22 protein-coding genes are annotated in these 23,267 nt (G+C 35.4%); 19 read left to right on the top strand and 3 right to left on the bottom strand.

Annotated features, from left to right (window positions below; all coding sequences use genetic code 11):
- Positions 1 to 91: 91 nt before the first annotated feature.
- The 11 genes from gltX to J3U16_RS10575 all read left to right on the top strand — a co-directional run bounded on the left by gltX (position 92) and on the right by J3U16_RS10575 (position 10,739).
- Positions 92 to 1,516 carry a glutamate--tRNA ligase gene (gene gltX / locus J3U16_RS10525; RefSeq protein WP_267331095.1) on the top strand — a complete coding sequence of 475 codons (1,425 nt, stop codon included), beginning with the start codon at positions 92 to 94 and terminating at the stop codon, positions 1,514 to 1,516.
- Positions 1,517 to 1,560: 44 nt separating this feature from the next.
- Positions 1,561 to 3,147, top strand: coding sequence for an intermembrane phospholipid transport protein YdbH family protein (locus tag J3U16_RS10530; RefSeq protein ID WP_267343019.1), 1,587 nt, complete (start codon positions 1,561 to 1,563; stop codon positions 3,145 to 3,147).
- Between the two features lie 18 nt (positions 3,148 to 3,165).
- Complete coding sequence (locus J3U16_RS10535; protein ID WP_065563820.1) at positions 3,166 to 3,351, top strand: YnbE family lipoprotein; 186 nt, start codon at positions 3,166 to 3,168, stop codon at positions 3,349 to 3,351.
- A 106-nt stretch (positions 3,352 to 3,457) separates the two neighbouring features.
- Positions 3,458 to 3,796 carry a YdbL family protein gene (locus J3U16_RS10540; protein ID WP_267331097.1) on the top strand — a complete coding sequence of 113 codons (339 nt, stop codon included), beginning with the start codon at positions 3,458 to 3,460 and terminating at the stop codon, positions 3,794 to 3,796.
- Between the two features lie 158 nt (positions 3,797 to 3,954).
- Positions 3,955 to 5,628, top strand: a complete 1,674-nt coding sequence (asnB, locus tag J3U16_RS10545; RefSeq protein ID WP_065563818.1) for an asparagine synthase B — start codon at positions 3,955 to 3,957, stop codon at positions 5,626 to 5,628.
- A gap of 312 nt (positions 5,629 to 5,940) precedes the next feature.
- Positions 5,941 to 6,921: a D-isomer specific 2-hydroxyacid dehydrogenase family protein gene (locus tag J3U16_RS10550; RefSeq protein ID WP_065733558.1), complete on the top strand. Its 981-nt coding sequence runs from the start codon at positions 5,941 to 5,943 to the stop codon at positions 6,919 to 6,921.
- 48 nt (positions 6,922 to 6,969) lie between these two features.
- Positions 6,970 to 7,788 carry a PTS mannose/fructose/sorbose/N-acetylgalactosamine transporter subunit IIC gene (locus J3U16_RS10555; RefSeq protein WP_081303305.1) on the top strand — a complete coding sequence of 273 codons (819 nt, stop codon included), beginning with the start codon at positions 6,970 to 6,972 and terminating at the stop codon, positions 7,786 to 7,788.
- 38 nt (positions 7,789 to 7,826) lie between these two features.
- Complete coding sequence (locus J3U16_RS10560; protein WP_065563815.1) at positions 7,827 to 8,687, top strand: PTS system mannose/fructose/sorbose family transporter subunit IID; 861 nt, start codon at positions 7,827 to 7,829, stop codon at positions 8,685 to 8,687.
- A 26-nt stretch (positions 8,688 to 8,713) separates the two neighbouring features.
- Positions 8,714 to 9,211, top strand: coding sequence for a PTS system mannose/fructose/N-acetylgalactosamine-transporter subunit IIB (locus tag J3U16_RS10565; RefSeq protein ID WP_065563814.1), 498 nt, complete (start codon positions 8,714 to 8,716; stop codon positions 9,209 to 9,211).
- Positions 9,212 to 9,227: 16 nt separating this feature from the next.
- The gene (locus tag J3U16_RS10570; RefSeq protein WP_065733560.1) at positions 9,228 to 9,671 is read left to right on the top strand and encodes a PTS sugar transporter subunit IIA; all 444 of its coding nucleotides are present in this window, start codon (positions 9,228 to 9,230) and stop codon (positions 9,669 to 9,671) included.
- Between the two features lie 126 nt (positions 9,672 to 9,797).
- Positions 9,798 to 10,739 carry a hypothetical protein gene (locus J3U16_RS10575; RefSeq protein WP_267337762.1) on the top strand — a complete coding sequence of 314 codons (942 nt, stop codon included), beginning with the start codon at positions 9,798 to 9,800 and terminating at the stop codon, positions 10,737 to 10,739.
- Between the two features lie 72 nt (positions 10,740 to 10,811).
- Here J3U16_RS10575 and satP read toward each other — a convergent pair whose 3' ends face one another.
- Entirely contained in the window at positions 10,812 to 11,384 is a 573-nt protein-coding gene (satP, locus tag J3U16_RS10580) for an acetate uptake transporter (RefSeq protein ID WP_065733562.1), read from the bottom strand.
- Between the two features lie 228 nt (positions 11,385 to 11,612).
- Here satP and dnaK point away from each other — a divergent pair, with 228 nt between their 5' ends.
- Both dnaK and dnaJ read left to right on the top strand, forming a co-directional pair.
- A complete protein-coding gene (dnaK, locus tag J3U16_RS10585) occupies positions 11,613 to 13,526 on the top strand; it encodes a molecular chaperone DnaK (protein ID WP_065733563.1) in 1,914 nt (637 codons plus the stop codon).
- A 126-nt stretch (positions 13,527 to 13,652) separates the two neighbouring features.
- On the top strand, positions 13,653 to 14,789 hold the full coding sequence (gene dnaJ, locus J3U16_RS10590) for a molecular chaperone DnaJ (protein WP_065563809.1): 1,137 nt from the start codon (positions 13,653 to 13,655) through the stop codon (positions 14,787 to 14,789).
- Positions 14,790 to 14,989: 200 nt separating this feature from the next.
- Here dnaJ and grcA read toward each other — a convergent pair whose 3' ends face one another.
- Both grcA and J3U16_RS10600 read right to left on the bottom strand, forming a co-directional pair.
- Positions 14,990 to 15,373, bottom strand: a complete 384-nt coding sequence (gene grcA, locus J3U16_RS10595) for an autonomous glycyl radical cofactor GrcA (protein WP_065563808.1) — start codon at positions 15,371 to 15,373, stop codon at positions 14,990 to 14,992.
- A gap of 167 nt (positions 15,374 to 15,540) precedes the next feature.
- Positions 15,541 to 16,107 (bottom strand): DJ-1/PfpI family protein, encoded by a 567-nt coding sequence (locus J3U16_RS10600; RefSeq protein ID WP_267343020.1) that lies wholly within the window; start codon positions 16,105 to 16,107, stop codon positions 15,541 to 15,543.
- A 242-nt stretch (positions 16,108 to 16,349) separates the two neighbouring features.
- Between J3U16_RS10600 and J3U16_RS10605 the strand changes: the two genes are divergently transcribed.
- The 6 genes from J3U16_RS10605 to J3U16_RS10630 all read left to right on the top strand — a co-directional run bounded on the left by J3U16_RS10605 (position 16,350) and on the right by J3U16_RS10630 (position 22,940).
- Positions 16,350 to 17,870, top strand: coding sequence for an MFS transporter (locus J3U16_RS10605; RefSeq protein ID WP_267331102.1), 1,521 nt, complete (start codon positions 16,350 to 16,352; stop codon positions 17,868 to 17,870).
- Between the two features lie 38 nt (positions 17,871 to 17,908).
- Complete coding sequence (locus J3U16_RS10610; RefSeq protein WP_267343022.1) at positions 17,909 to 19,048, top strand: glycoside hydrolase family 88/105 protein; 1,140 nt, start codon at positions 17,909 to 17,911, stop codon at positions 19,046 to 19,048.
- A gap of 95 nt (positions 19,049 to 19,143) precedes the next feature.
- Positions 19,144 to 19,833, top strand: coding sequence for a uracil-DNA glycosylase (gene ung, locus J3U16_RS10615; protein ID WP_065733565.1), 690 nt, complete (start codon positions 19,144 to 19,146; stop codon positions 19,831 to 19,833).
- Complete coding sequence (gntR, locus tag J3U16_RS10620) at positions 19,830 to 20,828, top strand: gluconate operon transcriptional repressor GntR (RefSeq protein ID WP_267343023.1); 999 nt, start codon at positions 19,830 to 19,832, stop codon at positions 20,826 to 20,828. The genes ung and gntR overlap by 4 nt, the downstream gene beginning before the upstream one ends.
- Positions 20,829 to 20,976: 148 nt before the next feature.
- Positions 20,977 to 21,603: a uracil phosphoribosyltransferase gene (gene upp / locus J3U16_RS10625; RefSeq protein ID WP_065563803.1), complete on the top strand. Its 627-nt coding sequence runs from the start codon at positions 20,977 to 20,979 to the stop codon at positions 21,601 to 21,603.
- Positions 21,604 to 21,701: 98 nt separating this feature from the next.
- Positions 21,702 to 22,940, top strand: a complete 1,239-nt coding sequence (locus J3U16_RS10630; protein WP_065733567.1) for a uracil-xanthine permease family protein — start codon at positions 21,702 to 21,704, stop codon at positions 22,938 to 22,940.
- Positions 22,941 to 23,267: the final 327 nt, after the last annotated feature.

Consider the following 23,267-nt stretch of genomic DNA (forward strand, 5'->3'; position numbering starts at 1 on the left):
ATTGCCTTTCCTATCTATGGAAAGCGGTTAAATAAAAAGAGCATAAGTGATAAATTGACATTTTAGGGCTCTTTATTAATAGGATTATTTCATGAAAATTAAAACCCGTTTTGCACCAAGCCCAACTGGTTACTTACATGTTGGTGGTGCACGTACTGCGCTTTATTCTTGGCTATATACCCGCCATGCGCATGGCGCCTTTGTATTGCGTATTGAAGATACCGACCTTGAACGTTCAACACCAGAAGCGATTGACGCGATTATGGAAGGTATGAATTGGTTAAAATTATCATGGGATGAAGGCCCATATTTCCAAACTAAACGTTTTGATCGTTATAATCAAGTTATTGACGAAATGTTAGCCAATAAAACGGCTTATCGTTGTTATTGCTCAAAAGAGCGCTTAGAAAAATTGCGCGAAGAGCAAATGGCGAAAGGTGAAAAAGCCCGATATGACGGCCATTGTCGTTGTGATGAAGTGCAAAAACAGCATTCACACACTGAGCCACATGTTGTCCGCTTTGCTAACCCGGTAGATGGCGTAGTTGTTTTCAATGATCTGATACGTGGTCCAATTGAAATTGCCAATAAAGAGCTTGATGATTTAATCATACGCCGTACTGATGGTTCTCCAACTTATAACTTTTGCGTCGTTGTTGATGATTGGGATATGGAAATTACCCATGTTATTCGTGGTGAAGATCATATTAATAATACGCCTCGACAAATTAATATTTTAAAAGCACTAGGCGCACCATTACCTGAATATGGTCATGTATCAATGATTTTAGGTGACGATGGACAAAAACTCTCTAAACGTCACGGCGCAGTGAGTGTGATGCAATACCGTGATGATGGTTATCTGCCAGAAGCCTTACTTAACTATTTAGTTCGTCTAGGCTGGTCTCATGGCGATCAAGAGATATTTTCTGTACCAGAAATGATTGATTTCTTTTCATTAGATGCAGTAAGTAAATCTGCCAGTGCATTTAATACTGAAAAGTTACTTTGGTTAAATCATCATTATATTAATCATTTAGATGCTGATTATGTTGCACAGCATTTAGTTTGGCATATGAATCAGCAAGGTTATGATTTAACACAAGGTCCTGATTTAATTACTATAGTGAAACTATTTGGTGAACGTTGTAAAACATTGAAAGAAATGGCTGAGTCATGTACTTATTGCTATCAAGATTTTGATGAGTTTGATGCTGATGCAGCTAAAAAACATTTACGACCTGTTGCAAAAGAACCTTTAGAGGTAATCAAAGCTAAAATTGCAGCAATTTCAGATTTTGATTGGCAAATTGATAAAATTCATCATGCTATTGAGGCAACAGCCACCGAGCTTGAAGTCGGGATGGGTAAAGTAGGTATGCCACTTCGTGTTGCAGTGACGGGAATTGGGCAATCGCCTTCTGTTGACGCAACTGTTTATGCTGTTGGTAAAAAACGTACATTAGCAAGAATTGACAAGGCATTGGCTTATATTGCTAACAGAGAACAAGCATAATAATCGCCGATACTATTCGGCGATCCACTTGTTGAGAGTTTATTATGGCTCGCTTAAAAAAACGTTATTGGATTCCATCTCTTATATTACTCATAATAGTGATATTAAGCTTATATGGTTGGCGATATTGGTTATCATTCAAGGATGAACATAATCTTTCTATAGATTGGCAAGGTATTGATATCGGCCTCGGCGGATTATCTTTTGATGAACTAACTATTTCACAACAGCCACAATTATCGTTAAAAGCGAGCAATGTCAAACTATCGTTGTCAACCTTTACGGCAAAAAGTATTGATATTTACTGGTCCGATTCAACAGATAAATCAGGCTTGCCAAAGGTGACAGATACACAAGAGCTCAATCAATCTTCTCCTAATTCTTCCACTGTATCGACTATCATTTATTGGCTTCCAAATAATATCAATGTCGACTCTTTAACATTTTATCAACAGAAAAAAGAGTTAGTTAACCTGAAGGTTCAGGCCACTAAAGAGCAAAATACAATACAACTTAATCTATCAAGTAATAATCAACACACATTAACTGCTAACCTTTCGTTTGATCAGTTAAATTCTTGCTTCGAAATCAAAGAGGGGGTCTTGACGACTTCCTTGAATCAATTTGGAATAGAAAAAGGTAATCTGACTTTACCATTTACTGGGGTTTTAACTAGCGATAAAGTTATTTTAAAGAGTTCAGACAACGCTTTATTTAATATTGAAAAAGCGAAATTTTCAGATGACTTAATTGTTAAACCATCAGTAGGAAAGCTGACCTTTGAAGTAACAATACCTATTTCGCTTGAATCGAAACAAATTAATGCAAAATCAACATTAACAATTAATAAATTTGATGGCATATTTAAAGCGAGTGAATTTAAATCCGCAGTTGGCAACATCGACATTTCATTTAATAACAATCAATTTACTATTTCAACGCCCGCATTAACTATTCAACAAGTTAATATTGGTGTTAATTTCGAGAAGATTAGATTAGCAGGTAGTTATTCAGCATCGCTAAATGCACCGAGTAAAGGGTTAGTGAAATGGACGAAAGCGCAAGCCGCTATTTTTTCTGGCTCAGTTTTTCTTGATCAGGGACAATTGAATTTAGCTAAATTACCCCAACAATTTAATTTAAGGCTAAAAAAGATACAATTGAAAGATATCTTGGCTAAATATCCTGCCGATGGTTTAGCTGGAGATGGGGCAATTGATGGCACTTTGCCAATAACATTATTACCGTCCAGTAAAAAAGGGACAGCTTTTAATGAAGTCGTCATAAAAAACGGCCAGTTAGTTACGGTTAATGAAGGATATTTACAGTTTGAAAATACGGCACTGAAAAATTATGCCCAAGCTAACCCGAATATGAAAATTCTCACTGATATAATCAAAAATTTTCATTATACTAAGTTGTCGGGTATGGTGAGTTATCAAAATGAAATTGCTAAATTAGGACTAAATATTCAAGGTAATAACCGTGATGTTGAAAATGGTAAAGCGGTGAATTTGAATATAAATCTTGAAGAGAATATTGCAAAACTATTAATAAGTTTACAACTTTCCGATCAAATTAACGAACCTATTCGCAAACGTATTGAAGCGTATTTAAAAAGGAAATCTTGATAGATAAGAGGTTATTCTATGATTAAAACTATTATTACAATTATAGTGTGTAGTGCTGTACTAATGGGTTGTACGCCAACGGTTAAAGTGCAAGCACCAAATGAACCAATTAATATCAATTTGAACGTTAAGATTGATCACGAAATTAATATCAAAGTGGACAAAGCGCTAGATAATATTATTAATAAATCAGGTTTATATTAATATTAATGAGTGCATAAACACGACTTTTATAGCAAAACATTAAAATTTCAACCGTTTTTACATATTTAATTCATCTTAATATGATGTATTTAATAAGGAGTCTGTTATGAATAAAAAAGCGATAGTAGCATTATTATCAATCTTATTAGCTATGCCAGTTTTTGCTTTAAATTTAGATCAAGCGATTAATTCACTGCCTCAAGCAAAAGCAAACGGTCTAGTGGGAGAACAAACCGATGGTTATTTAGGCGTTGTAAAAAATGAAGGTAATGCAAGCGAAATTGCCCAATTAATTAATCAGGCTCGTAAACAAGAGTACCAAAAAGTATCAGCTGAAAGTAACGTGCCACTAGTTGAAGTTCAAAACAAAGCAGGAAGTAAAGCTCAAGAAAAAACGCCTGTTGGTCAATACATCAAACAGCAAGGGCAGTGGATAAAAAAATAAAAGCAATCTTTATTATAGGAAAAGTATAACGATATTGTACTTTAATTGTTAATCAATAATGTGTATCCTGTTATTTTTGTGATTTGCTTGCAATAATATTTAAAATAAATTTTATTAGTAAATAGTATCGCTATAGCGATTTTAAATGGAGAAATTCAATGTGTTCGATTTTAGGTATTCTTGATATTAAATCAGATCCGGAACAGCTACGAACAAAAGCATTAGAGCTATCAAGCCTGCAACGTCATCGTGGCCCTGATTGGTCTGGTATTTTTGCTTCTGATAAAGCGATTTTAGCTCATGAACGTCTATCAATTGTAGATGTTAATACTGGATCTCAACCGCTTTATAATAAAGATAAAACATTAGTTTTAGCGGTTAATGGCGAAATTTATAATCATCAAGAACTCCGAAATCAGTACAAAGATCGTTATGAATTCCAAACAGGCTCTGACTGTGAAGTGATCTTAGCTTTATATCAAGAAAAAGGTATACACTGTCTTGATGACTTACAAGGCATGTTTGCGTTTATTCTTTATGATATTAATAAAGGCACCTATTTTATTGGTCGTGATCATATCGGTATCATTCCGATGTATATGGGACATGATGAAAACGGCACGTTTTACGTTGCGTCTGAAATGAAAGCATTGGTTCCGGTTTGTAAAACGATTGAGGCTTTTCCTCCTGGAAGTTACTTATCAAGTACAGAAGGTGAAATTAAAACCTATTACAAACGTGATTGGATGGAATATGATAACGTCAAAGATAATAAGACAGATATCAATGAACTTCGTGTTGCACTAGAAGAGTCTGTAAAAAGTCATCTTATGTCAGATGTTCCTTATGGCGTTTTATTATCTGGTGGACTTGATTCTTCTGTTATTTCAGCAATTACTAAAAAGTTTTCTGCTCGTCGCGTTGAAGATCATGAAAAATCAGAAGCATGGTGGCCACAATTGCACTCATTCGCGGTTGGTTTAAAAGGTGCCCCAGATCTTAAGGCTGCACAAGCAGTTGCTGATCATCTAGGTACTGTTCACCACGAAATTAACTTCACCATTCAAGAAGGTATTGATGCAATCCGTGATGTTATTTATTTTATCGAAACGTATGATGTAACAACGATTCGTGCCTCAACCCCAATGTATTTAATGGCAAGAAAAATTAAAGCAATGGGTATCAAAATGGTCCTATCAGGTGAAGGTGCTGATGAAGTATTTGGTGGATATTTGTATTTCCACAAAGCGCCAAATGCCAAAGAGTTCCATGAAGAAACTGTCCGAAAATTAGCCGCGTTACACATGTACGATTGTGCACGTGCTAATAAAGCAATGGCTGCATGGGGCGTTGAAGCGCGTGTACCTTTCTTGGATAAAAAATTCTTAGATGTGGCAATGCGTATTAATCCGAAAGATAAAATGTGTGGTAGTAACGGTAAAATGGAAAAACACATTGTTCGTGAAGCATTTGAATCTTACTTACCAGCATCAGTGGTATGGCGTCAAAAAGAACAATTCTCTGACGGTGTAGGCTACAGTTGGATCGATACCTTAAAAGAAATTGCTGAAAGCAAAATTACGGATCAACAGCTAGAAAATGCAAAATTCCGTTTCCCATACAATACGCCAACATCAAAAGAAGCGTATATGTATCGTGAGATTTTTGACGAATTATTCCCTGTTGAAAGTGCAGCACACTGTGTACCAGGTGGCCCAACCGTTGCTTGTTCAACTGCAAAAGCGATTGAATGGGATGAATCATTTAAAAATCTAAATGATCCCTCAGGCCGTGCAGCAGTTGGTGTACATAATGATGCTTATAAAAAATAGCAATCTTAAATTTTATAAAGGGCATGATTGCCCTTTTTTTATGTCTTGAACTCGTTAATGCTACATTCCTAAAGCTATATTCTTAAAGTCCTCCAGCATTATTAGTATATTTTCTGATAGAAAATAAATATCCCCTTATCAAAGCCGATTTTTATAATATTTCTTAAATATGTGATCTAAATTCATTTTTTTTTAAATCATTTTAATTATAATCAATGTTACCTGTCACATTTAAGTTAAAAAGAGGTTTATGAGCGTTAATTTTTTATAAAAAAGCAATAACGTTTATCTTTTATAAATTAGGAGTATGGAGTGGATAATTATAAAATTGCGATAATTAACTCAAGTAGTTTTGGAAAATATTTTCCAGATCATTTAAAACGATTAGAAAAAATTGGCGAAGTAAAGCATTTTACTTTTGATAATGATATACCAGGGAAGGAATTAGCAAAGGCTTTAGAAGGTTTCAATATTTTTATTGCTAGTGTTAGACCTTTTTTTAACAAAGATTTTTTTGATAATAAAAAAGACCCTTTGTTTTTAATTTCTCGTCATGGAATAGGTTTTAATAATGTTGATGTTGTTGCTGCAAGGGAACATGGAACAATTGTAACTATTGTACCCCCTCTAGTGGAGCGAGATGCTGTAGCCGAAAATGCAGTGACTAATTTACTTGCATTAATTAGGCAAACAGTTCAGTCACAAGCTGCAGTGAAATCAAATGATTGGAAAAAAAGAGCCTCTTTTTTGGGTATCAATGTTACGGGTAAAGTTGTTGGCGTTATTGGTTGTGGGAATATTGGAAGTCGTGTGGCAGAAATTTTTAAACACGGGTTTAATGCGCGCTTACTTGTTGTAGATCCAAACGTAAATAAACAATGGGCTAATCAACATAATATTGAAATTGTTGATTTAGAGTATTTACTAAAACATGCGGATATCATTTCTCTAAATGCTTCATTAAATGAAACTAGTTATCATATCTTAAAAGATCACCAATTTTCTTTAATGAAAAAAGGCGTTTACATTACCAATACTGCTCGAGCTGAATTGATTGATGAAAATGCACTATTACACGCATTAAATGAAGGTATTGTCGCTGGTCATGCAACTGACGTAATGTATGTCGAGCCTTCATATAACGATAATCCTTTAGTTCAACACCCAAAAGTTCTTGTTACTCCACATACATCCGCTTATGCCATTGAGTGTTTGCAAGGTATGGGGGAGAAATGTGTCGAAGATGTAGAGAAATTTGTCAATAAGCAAGAATTACAATCAATTGTTTCATAAAATTTTTTAAACATTATAAAAAAATCGAGGAGTTTATATATGCAAGAAATGCATGTAACGTTTCTTCAAGCAACCATTATTTCAATATGGGTTGCAATGGTAATGTCTCGGGGGTTGGGTGGAGCAACATTAACACTCAGATTCTCACCGATGATGACGGGGTTAATTGTTGGAATAGTCTTTAATGATATTTCAAACGCGATGATAATAACCGCAGCAATACAGTTAATTTATATGGGGGTATTTTCTCCTGGCGGACAAATGCCATCAGAACCCGCAATTGCAACTGCTGTCGCTGTACCTGTCGCATTACTCGGCGATATGCAACCAGCAGCTGCGGTGGCGGTAGCCGTACCTGTTGGTTTGTTAGGATCGTATTTATACCAATTAAGATTTTTCCTCAATACAATGATTATGAAATTAACTGAACGATATGCTGACGAAGCTAACAGTTCGGGATTAACTTTATCAATTATTATCTTACCAATCATTTGTAGTGTCGCACTCTTTTTACCATTTATGTTTGTCGCACTCTATTTTGGTGCGCCAATAATTGCAGATATCATTAAATCCAATGCTGGTGGACTTGTTTTCCATATTCTTAATGTAATTGGTGGTGGTCTTGCAGCAGTAGGTATTGCTCTGACTATTTATGTTATCGGTAAGAAAAATTACATCATTTTCTTCTTATTAGCTTACTTCATGGCCGTAATTGCAAAACCACTGAATATCACAATGGTTACCTACGCAATTGTCGGCGCTATTGTTGCGTTTATCTTTGTCCTTGCAAAGAATGAAGCGGTTAATTCTGCGGCTGAGCAACCTAGAAGTAATTCAAATAATCAAGTAGATGATGACGATTATTAATCTTTAATTGATTAATAAATTAAAAAGAGGAATTTATAATGACTGAAATCGTACAAGAAAGTATTGATCTCAAACCAGAAGCAATAACTAAAAAAGATATCACTATTGCATGGTTACGTTGGTATTATGCAAATGAAATCCCACACTCATTTGACCGCTATCTAGCCGCTTCTTTAATGTGGGGATTGATGCCAATTCTCAAAAAATTATATAAATCAAAAAGTGAGCTTTCAGCAGCTTATCAAAGACACTTATTGTTCTTTAACACTCAATTAACCTGGGGTGGCGGAACAATTTCAGGAATTATGGCGTCACTAGAAGCTGTAAGAGCAGATGAAGTTTACCAAAAGAAACCGATCAGTATTGATAACGACGTTCTCTATAATACAAAAGCTGGTTTAATGGGGGCTTTAGCCGGAATAGGTGACGCAATCGACTCTGGAACAGTGCAATATATCTTTATTGCAATTGCGCTTCCTTGGGCTCAAGAAGGCCTAGCAATTGGTGCTTTATTTCCTTTCATTGCATTTGTTATCTATCAACTTTTTGTTGGGTACTATTTTGCTCAGTTAGGATTCAAATTAGGTAGAAATGCGGCTACCGAAGTGGTTGGTAATAAAATGCAAATGGTCATTGAAGGCTTGTCCATTTTAGGCCTATTCATGATGGGTATTTTAGCTGCTAACTACATAAAAGTATCATCAAGTTTGAAATTCAATTTATCCGGTAAAGAATTTGTCATCCAAGATACGTTGGATAAAATCCTACCGGGTGTATTGCCTCTTATGGTCGTGATGGGATTATATTTCTATTTTTCTAAGAAAGGGTTAAAAGTAACTCAAGCATTAGTTGGATTAACCATAATACTTGGTGTATTAGCAGCCATTGGAATTTTATAAAATTAAAAAAATATAGAGGTAAAATTATGGGAAAAGTAGTGTTAGCGCGTGTAGATAGCCGCCTTATTCATGGTCAAGTTGCAACTAATGTCTCTAAAGCAGCTGGAGCAAATGCGTTATTTGTAGCCGATGATTACTCAGCAAATGATGAATTTACTAAAAATATTATATTAGGTGCTGGGGCAAGTACAGGACACAAAATAAGAGTATTAAAAGAAGATGGCGCGGTAAGATATTGGAATGATCGCCAGTATGATGATTTTAATGTTATTTTGATAACAAAAAATATAGAAGTTATGTATAAAATCATTAAAGCGGGTGTGCCAATAACTAATCTTAATATTGGGGGTTTACCGCTAGTACCTGGAGCAACTTCAATAATTAAAGAAGTATCGATTAATAAAGAACAACTTGATTTACTAATCGATTTACAAAACAGCTTCCCTAATATGGATATCTATTTTCAAGCGACGCCTTCGTTGAAAAAAGTCACATTAAACGAAGCGATTAAGATGTTTGAATAATATAGGTATCGAAAATATGATAGGTGTTTTATTAGTTAGTCATGGCAAAATGGCTGAAGGGATTAAAGATAGTGTATCAATGATTGTTGGAGAACAAGATAAATTTGAATCACTATCACTCAATCCAGGACAAGATATTGAACAATTAAAAGATAATTTATTTGATTGTTCAAAATCTCTAGACTCAGGGCAAGGTGTCTTAATTTTTGTTGATTTATTGGGTGCCTCACCTTATAACGCATCAATGCGATGTTTGCCAGAATGGGAAAAATTAGGTATGAATGTCCGCGTCATTACCGGTATGAACTTGCCAATGGTAATTAATGCTGTATGTAATAGAGATTCATTATCACTACTTGATTTGGCAAAAGAGTGTGTTGAAACTGGACATGAGAATATCCAAGAAGCGATTAGCAATATGGCTAATTTCTCCCAATCTCAAAATGAAGATGATTATTGATTAAACTAACATCTTCTATAGATAATATTATTTGATAATCATTATTTTAATATTATCTATTTGTTTCGCTGTTAGTGTGACTAATATCGCACTAACAGTTTTTCTAAATTTAAATAATTATTAAAAATGGATAAATTTAAAGACCTTGTACTAAGATACTGTGTCATTTTTGGCAAAAGATTTACGTCTAAAGAAAAAATCACTTTTTTAAGAGTGATATCTAAAGAACTTACTCAATTGGGCTATATAGTTGATGCTAAATTAGCGAAATTAAAGTTAGCAACAAGACGGTATGAAAATTATTACAACGCTTATATTGGTAATTTAGATCAAGCTGAATTAATCATTTGTACCTATTATGATACTGGTATTAAAAATTTTAATTTTAATAAAAAATATGCATTCACGCCTCACTTTAGTAAATTAGGCTATTTTATAAGTATTTCGCCAATTATTTTCTTATTCATCACCTCATTGGTATTAAATTACTGGGTGTTCATACCCAAAATTCAGTCGCAGGGTTTTTTTAGTATTCCCGGCGTATCGTCTATTGTTTCGACTATTTTATTATTTTTTATTATTTTGAAATACAAAAGTGGCATTCCGAATCAAAAGAATTTTGTTTGTAACTCTTCAAGTATTATTACAATTATCAATTTAATTAATAAATTAGATAAAAAAGAAAAGAAGAAAATTGCTTTTGTTTTATATGATGATGGTAATAATGGACAATATGGCCTAAAGATGCTGGAAAGCTATGCAAAACAATTGAAAAATAAAAAATTCATATTTATTGATAGCATTGGAAATGGTGATGAATTGATTTATTTAAAACCTGAAGAGTCAAATATTCATTTAGAAAATATTGTTTTTAAACAAGGAACAATGGACATCCAATTTCCAAATTACATTATGATGACATCGGGAACAATGGATAACAGTGGTAAAATTATGATAAATAATGCTTTTAGCTCAAAAGATAATAATTTATCTGAAGAAATAATAAATAAACATACCCAGTCTCTTTTAAATGTATGTAAATCATTGATAAATTCAAATAAAAATTAAAAGCTAGATTTTTTATTTTCCTTTTCAAAAAAATCACATCTACCAATTTTGTTAGTAGATGTGATGTTTTTATCAATGCTGAGATTTTGCACCAACTGGTAAAATTGTACGTCCATATTGTTCATTAAGCACTTCAGCCATCGCTAAATAAATAGCACTGGCACCGCAAATAATACCCTCAAAACCGGCAATATGAATGATGTCATGGTTACCACAAATGTTACCAATTGCCAATAAAGCAAATAAAACAGTTAAACTTGCAAAAACAAATTGTAATACTCGATTACCTTTTAAAGTACCGATAAACATAAATGCGGTAAAAATTCCCCATAATGCCAGGAAGATACCCACAAACGTTGCATCAGTTGGTGCTGTTGCTGGTGATGTCGGTAAATACCAAATACCAACAAGAGCGATCCAAAAGAAACCATATGAAGTAAACGCTGTAGTACCAAAAGTATTACCTTTACGAAATTCTAAAATTCCAGCGATCACCTGTGCCAGTCCTCCATAAAAAATACCCATTGACACAATGGCCGTCATGACAGGAAAAAAACCTGCGTTATGAATATTTAATAAAATTGTAGTCATACCAAAACCCATTAAGCCGAGAGGACCAGGGTTTGCTAATTTAGTTTGTTCCATAAAGATCCTATAAATTAATTCTCATAATAAAAAAGGCGGCAATAATAAGTGTAGAGAGGTCTATAATCAAGATTTAAGAAAAAATAATTTATTTTGCCCCTTGATATTAAAAATATTGTTCCCATTTATGTGAAAACAATTACATATCTTTGTCAAAATAAGGACTTGAAATTAAATATTTAAGACTTATATACAAAGAATAAAATACAGGTTTGAGGAGAAACGATTATGGGTAAAATTATTGGTATCGACTTAGGTACAACAAATTCATGTGTTGCAGTAATGGATAACGGCCAAGCAAAAGTATTAGAAAATGCCGAGGGTGATCGCACAACCCCATCGATTATTGCTTACACACAAGATGGCGAAATTCTAGTTGGTCAACCAGCTAAACGCCAAGCAGTAACCAATCCACAAAATACATTATTTGCGATTAAACGTTTAATCGGTCGTCGTTATGAAGACGCTGAAGTACAACGTGATGTTGGCATCATGCCATATAAAATTGTTAAAGCAGACAATGGCGATGCATGGGTTGATGTTAAAGGCCAAAAAATTGCTCCACCACAAATTTCTGCTGAAGTATTGAAGAAAATGAAAAAAACAGCAGAAGATTATCTTGGTGAGCCAGTAACAGAAGCAGTAATTACTGTTCCTGCTTATTTTAATGACGCACAACGTCAAGCAACTAAAGATGCTGGTCGTATTGCTGGTTTAGATGTTAAACGTATTATCAACGAACCAACAGCAGCAGCATTAGCGTATGGTTTAGATAAAGATGTCGGTAACCGCACCATTGCAGTTTATGACCTTGGTGGTGGTACATTTGATATCTCAATTATCGAAATTGATGATGTTGATGGTGAAAAAACATTCGAAGTATTAGCAACTAATGGTGATACTCACTTAGGTGGTGAAGACTTTGACTCTCGTTTAATTAACTATTTAGTTGATGAATTTAAACGTGAACAAGGATTCGATCTTAAAAATGATCCACTTGCAATGCAACGTCTAAAAGAAGCAGCTGAAAAAGCGAAGATTGAATTATCATCAGCACAACAAACTGATATTAACTTACCATATATCACTGCTGATGCAACTGGACCAAAACACTTAAATATCAAAGTGACTCGCGCTAAACTTGAATCATTAGTTGAAGATTTAGTTAAACGCTCAATGGAACCAGTTAAAACAGCATTAAAAGATGCAGGTCTTACTGTTTCTGATATTAAAGATGTGATTTTAGTTGGTGGTCAAACACGTATGCCAATGGTACAAAAAGCCGTTGCAGACTTCTTTGGCAAAGAACCACGTAAAGACGTTAACCCTGACGAAGCAGTAGCAGTAGGTGCTGCGGTACAAGGTGGTGTATTAGGTGGTGATGTTAAAGACGTATTATTACTTGACGTAACACCATTATCATTAGGTATTGAAACAATGGGTGGTGTAATGACTACCTTGATTGAGAAAAACACAACTATTCCAACTAAACATAGTCAAGTGTTCTCAACTGCTGAAGATAATCAATCTGCGGTAACCATTCATGTGTTACAAGGTGAACGTAAACGTGCAAGTGATAACAAATCATTAGGTCAATTTAACCTTGATGGTATTCAAGCTGCACCACGCGGTATGCCACAAATTGAAGTAACATTTGATATCGATGCTGATGGTATATTGCATGTATCAGCAAAAGATAAAAATACTGGTCGTGAACAAAACATTACCATTAAAGCTTCTTCAGGATTAAGTGAAGAAGAGATCCAAAAAATGGTAAATGATGCAGAAGCAAATGCTGATGCTGACCGTAAATTTGAAGAATTAGCTCAAATTCGTAACCAAGCTGATCATCTTGTTCACTCAACTCGTAAACAAGTGACTGAAGCTGGCGATCAATTATCAGCTGATGACAAAACCGCTATCGAAAGCGCCGTGAGTGATTTAGAAAATGCTGCACGCGGTGAAGATAAAGCAGAAATCGAAGCTAAAATTAATGCATTAATGGAAGCTTCAAAAAAATTACTTGAGTTAGCTCAACAACAAGCTCAAGCTGATCAATCTGCAAGCCAAGCAAATAGCGCAAACTCTGCTGATGATGTAGTTGATGCGGACTTCAAAGAAGTTGATGATGATAAAAAATAAGCATTAACTAATATGTTTTTTAATGAGTTATTTCAACGAGTTTTAAACATGTAAAACATTAAACGGGCGCGAGGTAACTCAAGCCCGTTTAGTTGTTTATATAATGATTAAAGTTAAAGGTTAATTATGGCGAAGAAAGATTATTATGAAACATTAGGCGTAAGTAAAAGTGCGACTGAAGCTGAGATAAAAAAAGCCTACAAACGCCTAGCCATGAAATATCATCCGGATAAAAATCAGGATAATAAAGCAGAAGCTGAAGCGAAATTCAAAGAAGTCAAAGAAGCTTATGAAATCTTAACCGATCCACAAAAGAAAGCTGCTTATGATCAGTATGGACATGCTGCTTTTGAACAAGGTCAAGGTGGTGCTGGAGGCGGTGGCTTCGGCGGATTTGGTGGTTTTGGTGGAGGTTCTGCATTTGATGATATCTTCAGTGATTTCTTCGGTGGTGGGCGTGGACGTGGTCAAACCGCGTCACGAGGCGATGATTTACAATACAACATCTCATTAACGCTAGAAGAAGCAGCAAGTGGCGTAAGTAAAGAGATAAAAGTACCAACATGGGTAACTTGTGATGTATGTCATGGACAAGGAACAGAAAAATCATCAGATGTTGTAACGTGTGATACATGTCATGGCGCTGGTGTTGTACAAATGCGACAAGGCTTCTTTGCTGTACAGCAAGAGTGTCCAACCTGTCACGGTCGTGGAAAAATCGTTAAAAATCCATGTAAAAAATGTCATGGTGAAGGACGTATTCAGAAAACGAAAACACTATCTGTTACCATCCCTGCTGGCGTGGATACCGGAAACCGTATTCGACTTTCAGGCGAAGGTGAAGCGGGACTTAATGGCGCCCCAGCCGGAGATTTATACGTTCAGGTACAAGTAAAACCACATGCAATCTTTGAACGTGATGGTACAAACTTACATTGTGAAATTCCAATTAACATTGTTTTAGCATCACTTGGTGGTGAAGTAGAAGTACCAACACTAAATGGTAAAGTCAGCTTAACCATACCAGCTGAAACTCAAACAGGTAAAATGTTCAGATTGCGTGGAAAAGGAATTAAATCATTACGCGGTAGCGCAGTAGGTGATCTATACTGCCACGTAGTGGTTGAAACCCCAGTAAACTTAACTGGCAAACAAAAAGAGTTACTAAAAGAATTGGGTGAAAGTTTCAAAGCGGACAAAAACTCAAAACACAGCCCAAAAGAAAAAAGCTTTTTTGATAAAGTGAAAAAGTTTTTTGGATAAAATCAATTATCACTTAATAGCGAAGCAGGGTTTCCTACTTCGCTATTTTTTTGACACTCAAATAAGACTAAATGTATCTGTAAATATTGAATGTAAATTTGACCCGGCGCAGTAGTTAACTTGGGTGAAATAAAACCTAAATTAAAAGTTAAAAAAAACCCAGCATAAAGCTGGGCGAAACTTATTGTCAAATAAGAAACTTAGATTTTAGTTGTAAAAGTACGAGCAATAACATCGCGTTGTTGTTCAGCTGTTAACGAGTTAAAACGAACAGCATAACCAGAAACACGAATAGTTAATTGTGGATATTTTTCTGGATGTTGAACAGCGTCTTCTAAAGTCTCACGACGAAGAACGTTCACATTTAAGTGTTGACCACCTTCAACTTTAATTGTTGGTGCTACATCTAATGGAATTTCACGATATTCGATTTGACCAAGTTCAGCAGTTGGGACAACTTGATCTTCTTTATAAACTGATTTAGCAGCAACACAACGAGCTTCTTTTGTTGAATCATCTAATAACCAGAATGAGTTAAGTAGTGCTTTATTATCAGCTTTAGTAATTTGGATACCTGTAATCATTTTAAATCCTCCTAATGGATCTGGACGTTATTGTCCTAAACTATTGAGACTAATATAGCACTTTCAAAATTTGATTAAAATCAAAAAAAGCTATTAATCTGATAAGTTTTACCGTTGATTAGCTTTTTAACAATTAATAAGGTATAAACTTCAATTATATTGGGGGGTTAATAATGGATATAAATATGTTCGGCTTGAAAGTGAACTTCATCTTTATCTATTTTTAACGATTCTGCTAGTGTAAAAGCGAATTTAAATGCCATACCCAGCCCTTTACCACTCAAAAGATTTCCGTCACAGACAACATCTTGATCAACAAAGATCCCATCTTGAACATTTTTATATAAATCACCAGAACAGACATATTTCCGACCATTTAATAGCTTATTCTTACTCAACACTTTTGCTGCTGCCGAGCAAATCGGGCAAATCCACTTATTTTCCTTATCGTGGCGTTTAATAAAATTAATCACATTGGGATTATTGCCTAAATTAACTGTGCCATCTGGCCCACCCGGTAAAATCACTGCATCGTATAGCGTTGTTTGTTTATCCTTAAGCAATGCATGAGCTCTCATCTCAATACCATGATAACTTTTAACCTCAATATCATCTTGGCAGGCTAATAGATGAACGGCTATTTTTACTCGGCAAAGTGCGTTATAGATAATAATGGCTTCAGCTTCTTCAAAACCTTCAGCTAATAAAATGGCTACTTTTGGGATCTTCATCATAAATACTCATAATAATGATTGAAATTTGAATCATTGTTTCATAAATTTTTTTACCAAATAAAAATTATTTTATAAAAATAAGATATATGTGAACAAAATCACATCGACTTTCAAAATTTTGCCATTTTTATAAAAAGTTGGCATATATATTAAAGTTTAAGAAAAGCACCCACCATAGACTAGCTAAAGAATGTGAAAAGGATATTTATTTTTTGAAATAAGGAAAAATGAGTGGGGCAAATATGAAAAAGAGAGTGATAGGTTTAAAAAATTACTTAGCTTATGGCGCGGGTGATTTTTTAGGTGCGGGAACAACAGCATTGACTGCTGTGTGGTTATTATATTTTTATACAAATTTTTGTGGACTAACGCCTATCGAAGCCACATTTATTTTTGCGGCAGCAAGGGTTCTTGATGCAGTGATTAGCCCATTGATGGGTTATTTAACGGATAACTTTGGCCGAACTCGATTAGGTAAACGTTTTGGTCGTCGTAAATTCTTTATCTTACTTGGTATTCCACTCATATTTAGCTATAGCGTAATGTGGGCACCTGGTATGAATTATCTCTACTACTTAATCACCTACCTCTTCTTTGACATGGTCTACACCATGGTGCTGGTTCCATACGAAACATTAGTTCCTGAAATGACCGATGATTTTAAACAAAAAACCAAATTTTCCGGTGCACGAATTTCAATGGCACAATTATCGGCAATATTAGCCGGGTTCTTACCGGGGATTCTACTCAACTATTTTGGTAAAGATAATGCAATATCATTCTTCTATGCAAGTTTAGTCTTCTCAATCCTATGTTCTTTTGCCCTTTGCATGGTATACCTATTTACATGGGAAAGACCAAATGAACTAAAATCGAAAGAGGCTTTACAAGCAGAACAACTAGCTGCTTCATTATCATTTAAAGAAAGTATCCGCCATTTGGTTATCGAATTATTATCCACCTTCAAAATAAAAATCTTCAGACAGCATTTAGGTATGTATCTTGGTGGATATATTGCTCAGGATGTATTTAACGCCGTCTTTACCTATTATGTAATTTTCGTTCTATTACAAGAGCCAACCGTTGCTTCAATGCTAATTGGAACCATGTCTATCACCCAATTTGTTGCTGTACTTTGTATGATGCCATTATGCATAAAATATGGTCCAGCGCCGGCATACCGAGCTGTTGTAACTATCTTTGGCTTAAGTTGCCTCTCTTATGGCATCATTTGGTATTACAACTTAAGTCACATTCACACTTTACTTGTTACCATCTCAGCAATAGCTGGATTAGGTCGAGGTGGTATCAACTACGTTCCTTGGAATATCTACACTTATATTTCAGATGTTGATGAAATTATTACCGGCAAACGCCGAGAAGGTATTTTTGCTGGCGTAATGACATTTACCCGAAAAGCTTCACAAGCGGGAGCAGTAATGTTGATTGGTGTCTGTTTACAATGGTCGGGCTTTGTGAGTGGCCAAAATCAGCAACCTGAACAAGTCTCGCTAACTATCTTATTCTTATTAGTGATTGGAACAATATTCGTTCTCTCATTAGGATTTTTCATTTCGTTGAAATTCAAATTAAATCTAACCACTCACAAAATTTTAATCAATGAAATTAATAACATAAAAGGTATTGGAACGAGTTCTGAAAGACGAATTAGTGATGAAGGCAAACCGGTTGTAGAAATGTTAACTGGTATGCCGGTTTCCCAGCTCTGGGGAAATAACAATATAGGTTATAAAAATAAATAAAAAAAGAATTCAAATTTAATGATTAGTAGAGGTACAAAATGCAGATATTTCCTGTAAAACATAGCAAATTACTTTGTAAACCTGAATATATAATTTCACGTTCTGAATTAAAACAACTGATACATAAAATTATTAATAATCTAATTAATATCAAAGATGAAACCGGTGAATTTCTATTACGCTTAGATGATGGACGTGTAATAGACACTAAAGGTTGGAATGGCTGGGAATGGACTCATGGCATTGGACTTTATGGTATGTATCAATTTTATCAACAAACAGGCGACAAACCAACCCTCGACATTATTGACGACTGGTTTACACAGCGCTTATCAGAAGGAACACCAACCAAAAATGTGAATACGGTTTGTCCATTTCTAACATTAGCCTATCGATATGAAGAAACCAAAAACCCTGTTTTTCTACCATATTTAGAGCGTTGGGCTGACTGGGTAATGTATGAAATGCCAAGAACGAAATTTGGCGGTTTACAACATATTGTCTACAACAATGAAAATCATCAACAACTTTGGGATGACACGCTCATGATGAGTGTATTACCTATCGCCAAAATTGGTAAATTACTTAATAAACCAGAATATATACAAGAAGCCATTTACCAAATACTGATTCACATCCAATATCTAATGGATCGCCAAACTGGGCTTTGGTTTCATGGATGGACTTTTGACGGCAACCATAACTTTGCCAAAGCCAGATGGGCAAGGGGAAACAGCTGGTTAACCATCGTCATTCCCGAATTTATTGAACTACTTGATCTTGATCAAAACGATCCATTTAGAAAACTACTAATTGAAGTACTCAATGCCCAAATTCAGGCATTGGCTAAATACCAAAATGAAAATGGGTTATGGCACACAATCATCGATGATCCAGATTCCTACTTAGAAGCATCGGCAACCGCGGGATTTGCCTATGGTATTTTAAAATCGATAAGAAAACGTTATATCTCTGATGAATATACAGTAATGGCAGAAAAAGCAATTAAAGGAATATTAACAAACATAGATGACAACGGAACACTACTCAATGTTTCATTTGGCACTGCAATGGGCAGTGACTTAGCATATTACAAACAAATACCATTAACATCGATGCCATATGGCCAATCCATGGCAATTTTGTGTTTAACTGAATATTTAAGAGTGTTTATTTAATATCATCCAGCATTGATTAGCATTAGGTTTATTATTATTTTTAGGTATAATTATTATTAATGCAGTACCGTATAAAATTTTAGTAAAGGCAAAATATGAGTAATCAATTAACCTGGAACGATGTTATTGGCTCTGAAAAAGAGAAGCCCTATTTTCAACATATAATGCAATTTGTTGCCACACAACGCGCTGAAGGTAAAACCATTTATCCTCCTCAGCGCGATGTGTTTAATGCATTTCGTTTCACTGAATTTAATAACATCAAAGTAGTAATTCTAGGGCAGGACCCTTATCATGGCCCAAACCAAGCTCATGGTTTATCCTTTTCTGTATTACCGGGAATCAAACCACCGCCATCACTACTCAACATCTATAAAGAACTCTCAACGGATATTGACGGATTTACCATTCCAAATCATGGTTACTTAGGTTACTGGGCAACTCAAGGCGTACTACTACTTAACAACGTATTAACGGTTGAAGCTGGTCAGGCCCACTCTCATGCCAAAATAGGTTGGGAAACCTTTACCGATCATGTTATTGCTGCGATCGATAAACATTTGGAAGGCGTGGTATTTTTACTTTGGGGCTCGCCGGCTCAGAAGAAAGGTCAATTTATTGATCGTCAAAAACATCATGTATTAACCGCCGTACACCCATCGCCATTATCTGCACATCGTGGCTTTTTTGGATGTAAACACTTCTCAAAAGCAAATGCGATCATTACACAGCATGGTAAAACACCAATCGATTGGCAACCAAGATTACCGGAAAATAAACAATGAGTAAAAAACGTCGCCCTGGCTTACAAGAAATCGCCAACTTAATCGGCATCAGCAAAATGACAGTCAGTCGCTTTTTGCGAGATCCCAACCTAGTATCAGAATCACTTCGGTTAAAAATCTCATCGGCTATTGATAAATTAGGCTATATTCCAAACAAAGCGCCTGACATGCTATCTAATGCCAAAAGTTATGCTATTGGCGTGGTATTACCCTCATTAACCAACCAAGTCTTTGCTGATATTTTAAAAGGTATCGAAATGGTTACTGATGTAAAAGGGTACCAAACCATGATCACCCACACCGGATACAGTGCGGATAAAGAAGAGCTACGGGTTCGTTCATTACTCTCATACAACATCGATGGACTCATATTAACAGAAAGAATACACAATCCGGCTACGCTCAAAATGATCGAAATATCTGGCGTACCTGTAGTTGAAATTATGGACAGTGTCTCACCCTGTATAGATATGGCTGTTGGATTTGACAACTTTACAGCCACCAAAAATATGATCCATCACATGATAGACAAAGGCCGACGCAACATAGTCTACTTCAGTGCAAGGCAAGATCAGCGAAGCATCATACGTCAGCAAGGATATGAAAAAGCCATGCAAGAGGCAGGATTAACGCCTAAAACATTAGCAACCAAAGAAGCCTCATCCTATGAACTAGGCGCAAGATTTTTACACCAAATACTAAAAGAGTACCCAAGTGTCGATGGCATATTTAGTACTAATGATGATTTGGCGCTAGGTGTGCTACTTGAATGTCAACGTATTGATATTAAAATACCGAAACAAATAGCCATCGTTGGATTCCATGGTCATAAAATTGGTCAATATATGAATCCCAAGCTAGCCTCAATCCAAACACCAAGAATCGAAATGGGCAAAATTGCTGCCGAATTACTACTAAAACGTATCAATGGTGAAAAGGTCGAGCAAAAGGTTATTGATTTACCTGTTGAATATCTCGAAGGTGAAAGCTTATAAAAAATGAAAAGCGAGTATTCACATCATCAATAATAATGCCTTTATTGGGATTTCGGGTTTTCATGATTTGATAACTCTGCTATAATTACCTCTCAGTGGTTATTTATACCTACTAATTAGATCATCGAAAAATAACACTGAGGCCCCCATGAAAATTGTTGAAGTAAAACACCCTCTAGTTCGCCATAAAATCGGCTTAATGCGTGAACACGATATTAGCACAAAAGATTTCCGAGACCTTGCTAGTGAAGTTGGTAGCTTATTAACTTATGAAGCGACAGCCAATCTACCGACTGAAAAAGTCACAATTCAAGGTTGGTGTGGACCTGTTGAAGTAGAACAAATCAAAGGTAAAAAAATCACCGTTGTGCCTATTTTACGTGCTGGTTTAGGAATGATGGATGGTGTCTTAGAACATATACCTAGTGCAAGAATTAGTGTTGTTGGTTTTTATCGTAACGAAGAAACGCTTGAACCAGTCCCTTATTTCCAAAAACTAACTTCTGATATTGAAGAACGAATGGCATTAGTCGTTGATCCAATGCTTGCTACCGGTGGTTCAATGGTTGCAACTATTGATCTGCTTAAAAAAGCTGGATGTAAAAATATCAAAGTACTTGTATTAGTTGCTGCGCCAGAAGGAATCAAAGTATTAGAACAAGCTCACCCAGATGTAGAACTTTATACCGCATCAATCGATGAACGGTTGAATGAAAAGGGCTACATTTTACCAGGACTTGGTGACGCCGGAGACAAAATATTCGGCACTAAATAAAATCTCAAATTTTAGACCGGTTTTAACCGGTTTTTTTATGCCTACTATTTGATTATAAATAGATATGATTAACATTAAGTGGAATAAGAGAGGACAATGTGTCTAAAAATATCGATAATGAAGCATCACAACACTCGTGGCAAGACATTTTTACCGGCGCCCAAATGCTATTTGTTGCATTTGGTGCATTAGTACTTGTGCCATTATTAACCGGCTTAAATACCAATGTTGCTTTATTCACAGCCGGATTGGGCACACTATTATTTCAACTCACCACCAAAGGAAAAGTCCCGGTATTTTTAGCATCATCCTTTGCTTTTATTGCACCGATCTCTTTTGGCGTTGCACAGTGGGGAATTCCTGCAACATTGGGTGGACTTGTTGCAGCCGGTTTTGTGTTTATGTTTTTTGCCTTTTTGGTCAAAATTAACGGAAAGCACGTAATTGATCGCATTTTACCGCCAGTGGTTACTGGACCGATCATAATGGTTATCGGTCTATCACTTGCACCGGTAGCCGTCAAAATGGCAATGGGAACCGACAGTGGAATTCCCGCCGAAAACTATCAATTAATTTTGATCTCAATGGCGTCACTATTAACCACCTTAATTGTAGCAATTTGGGCCAAAGGCTTTTTTAGATTAGTCCCGATCATTGCAGGTATTGTTGTGGGATACGCATTGTCTTGCATAATGGGCATAGTCAATTTTCAACCCATTATTGATGCGCCATGGTTTAAAGTACCAGATTTCACCTTTCCAGAGTTTCACTGGCAAGCTATCTTATATATGATCCCAATTGTAATTGCACCGACGATCGAGCATGTTGGGGATATTATGGCGATCAGCGCAGTAACCGGAAAAGATTATACCCGAGATCCGGGCTTACAAAGAACATTGCTTGGTGATGGATTAGCAACCTCAAGTGCAGGCTTCTTTGGTGGTCCACCTTGTATCACTTATGCCGAAGTTATTGGCGCGGTCACATTAACCCGTAACTTCAAAACACGAGTAATGACTTGGGCGGCAATTTGGGCGATTTTCATGTCATTTGTTGGAAAGATCGGCGCTTTTTTAAGTACGATCCCAACAGTTGTTATGGGTGGAATTATGGTGCTTTTATTCGGATCGATTGCATCAGTCGGTATTAATATATTGATCAAACATAAAGTCGATCTTTCTATATCACGCAATATGTGTATTGTCTCATTAGTATTAGTTTTTGGGATCGGCGGAATGATCTTTGATTTTGGATCTTATGCACTACAAGGCATTAGCTTATGTGGAATTTTAGCGATTTTATTAAATTTAATCTTACCTAAAAAATCAACTGACTAATAAATAGCTGTTAATCATCAAATTGATTAACGGCTAAAAAAATTACTGATTTTTACAAAAAAAAGTGAGGAGTGGGGTTTTTAGCGTTTAAAACTCCACTTAAAAATCAATAAATTATTCCAATAAAATAAAATTTTCCTGAATTAAAGATTATAGTTTTTAAGGATTTGTAAAGTTGATATTTATCAATTAAAACATAATTTCACAAAAAAATGTTTAGATCTTTTTCTGAAGATCTTTACAAAGATTAACGATCTAAAATGAAAAAATTATTGCGTCATATTTTTTCAGTCACTATACTTCCGGATCATTATTAGTTAGACAGAT

The organism is Gilliamella sp. B3023, from assembly GCF_026536845.1.
In the GTDB taxonomy this organism is placed as follows: domain Bacteria; phylum Pseudomonadota; class Gammaproteobacteria; order Enterobacterales; family Orbaceae; genus Gilliamella; species Gilliamella apicola_E.

Excerpts from the sequence above, each read along its gene's own strand:
- gltX (WP_267331095.1), top strand. The coding sequence starts at position 92 with ATGAAAATTAAAACCCGTTTTGCACCAAGCCCAACTGGTTACTTACAT.
- ung (WP_065733565.1), top strand. The coding sequence starts at position 19,144 with ATGAGTAATCAATTAACCTGGAACGATGTTATTGGCTCTGAAAAAGAG.
- J3U16_RS10565 (WP_065563814.1), top strand. The coding sequence starts at position 8,714 with ATGGGAAAAGTAGTGTTAGCGCGTGTAGATAGCCGCCTTATTCATGGT.
- J3U16_RS10535 (WP_065563820.1), top strand. The coding sequence starts at position 3,166 with ATGATTAAAACTATTATTACAATTATAGTGTGTAGTGCTGTACTAATG.
- J3U16_RS10540 (WP_267331097.1), top strand. The coding sequence starts at position 3,458 with ATGAATAAAAAAGCGATAGTAGCATTATTATCAATCTTATTAGCTATG.
- J3U16_RS10575 (WP_267337762.1), top strand. The coding sequence starts at position 9,798 with ATGGATAAATTTAAAGACCTTGTACTAAGATACTGTGTCATTTTTGGC.
- dnaK (WP_065733563.1), top strand. The coding sequence starts at position 11,613 with ATGGGTAAAATTATTGGTATCGACTTAGGTACAACAAATTCATGTGTT.
- J3U16_RS10600 (WP_267343020.1), bottom strand. The coding sequence starts at position 16,107 with ATGATGAAGATCCCAAAAGTAGCCATTTTATTAGCTGAAGGTTTTGAA.
- upp (WP_065563803.1), top strand. The coding sequence starts at position 20,977 with ATGAAAATTGTTGAAGTAAAACACCCTCTAGTTCGCCATAAAATCGGC.
- grcA (WP_065563808.1), bottom strand. The coding sequence starts at position 15,373 with ATGATTACAGGTATCCAAATTACTAAAGCTGATAATAAAGCACTACTT.
- J3U16_RS10605 (WP_267331102.1), top strand. The coding sequence starts at position 16,350 with ATGAAAAAGAGAGTGATAGGTTTAAAAAATTACTTAGCTTATGGCGCG.
- J3U16_RS10560 (WP_065563815.1), top strand. The coding sequence starts at position 7,827 with ATGACTGAAATCGTACAAGAAAGTATTGATCTCAAACCAGAAGCAATA.
- J3U16_RS10570 (WP_065733560.1), top strand. The coding sequence starts at position 9,228 with ATGATAGGTGTTTTATTAGTTAGTCATGGCAAAATGGCTGAAGGGATT.
- satP (WP_065733562.1), bottom strand. The coding sequence starts at position 11,384 with ATGGAACAAACTAAATTAGCAAACCCTGGTCCTCTCGGCTTAATGGGT.
- dnaJ (WP_065563809.1), top strand. The coding sequence starts at position 13,653 with ATGGCGAAGAAAGATTATTATGAAACATTAGGCGTAAGTAAAAGTGCG.
- J3U16_RS10530 (WP_267343019.1), top strand. The coding sequence starts at position 1,561 with ATGGCTCGCTTAAAAAAACGTTATTGGATTCCATCTCTTATATTACTC.
- gntR (WP_267343023.1), top strand. The coding sequence starts at position 19,830 with ATGAGTAAAAAACGTCGCCCTGGCTTACAAGAAATCGCCAACTTAATC.
- J3U16_RS10610 (WP_267343022.1), top strand. The coding sequence starts at position 17,909 with ATGCAGATATTTCCTGTAAAACATAGCAAATTACTTTGTAAACCTGAA.
- asnB (WP_065563818.1), top strand. The coding sequence starts at position 3,955 with ATGTGTTCGATTTTAGGTATTCTTGATATTAAATCAGATCCGGAACAG.
- J3U16_RS10555 (WP_081303305.1), top strand. The coding sequence starts at position 6,970 with ATGCATGTAACGTTTCTTCAAGCAACCATTATTTCAATATGGGTTGCA.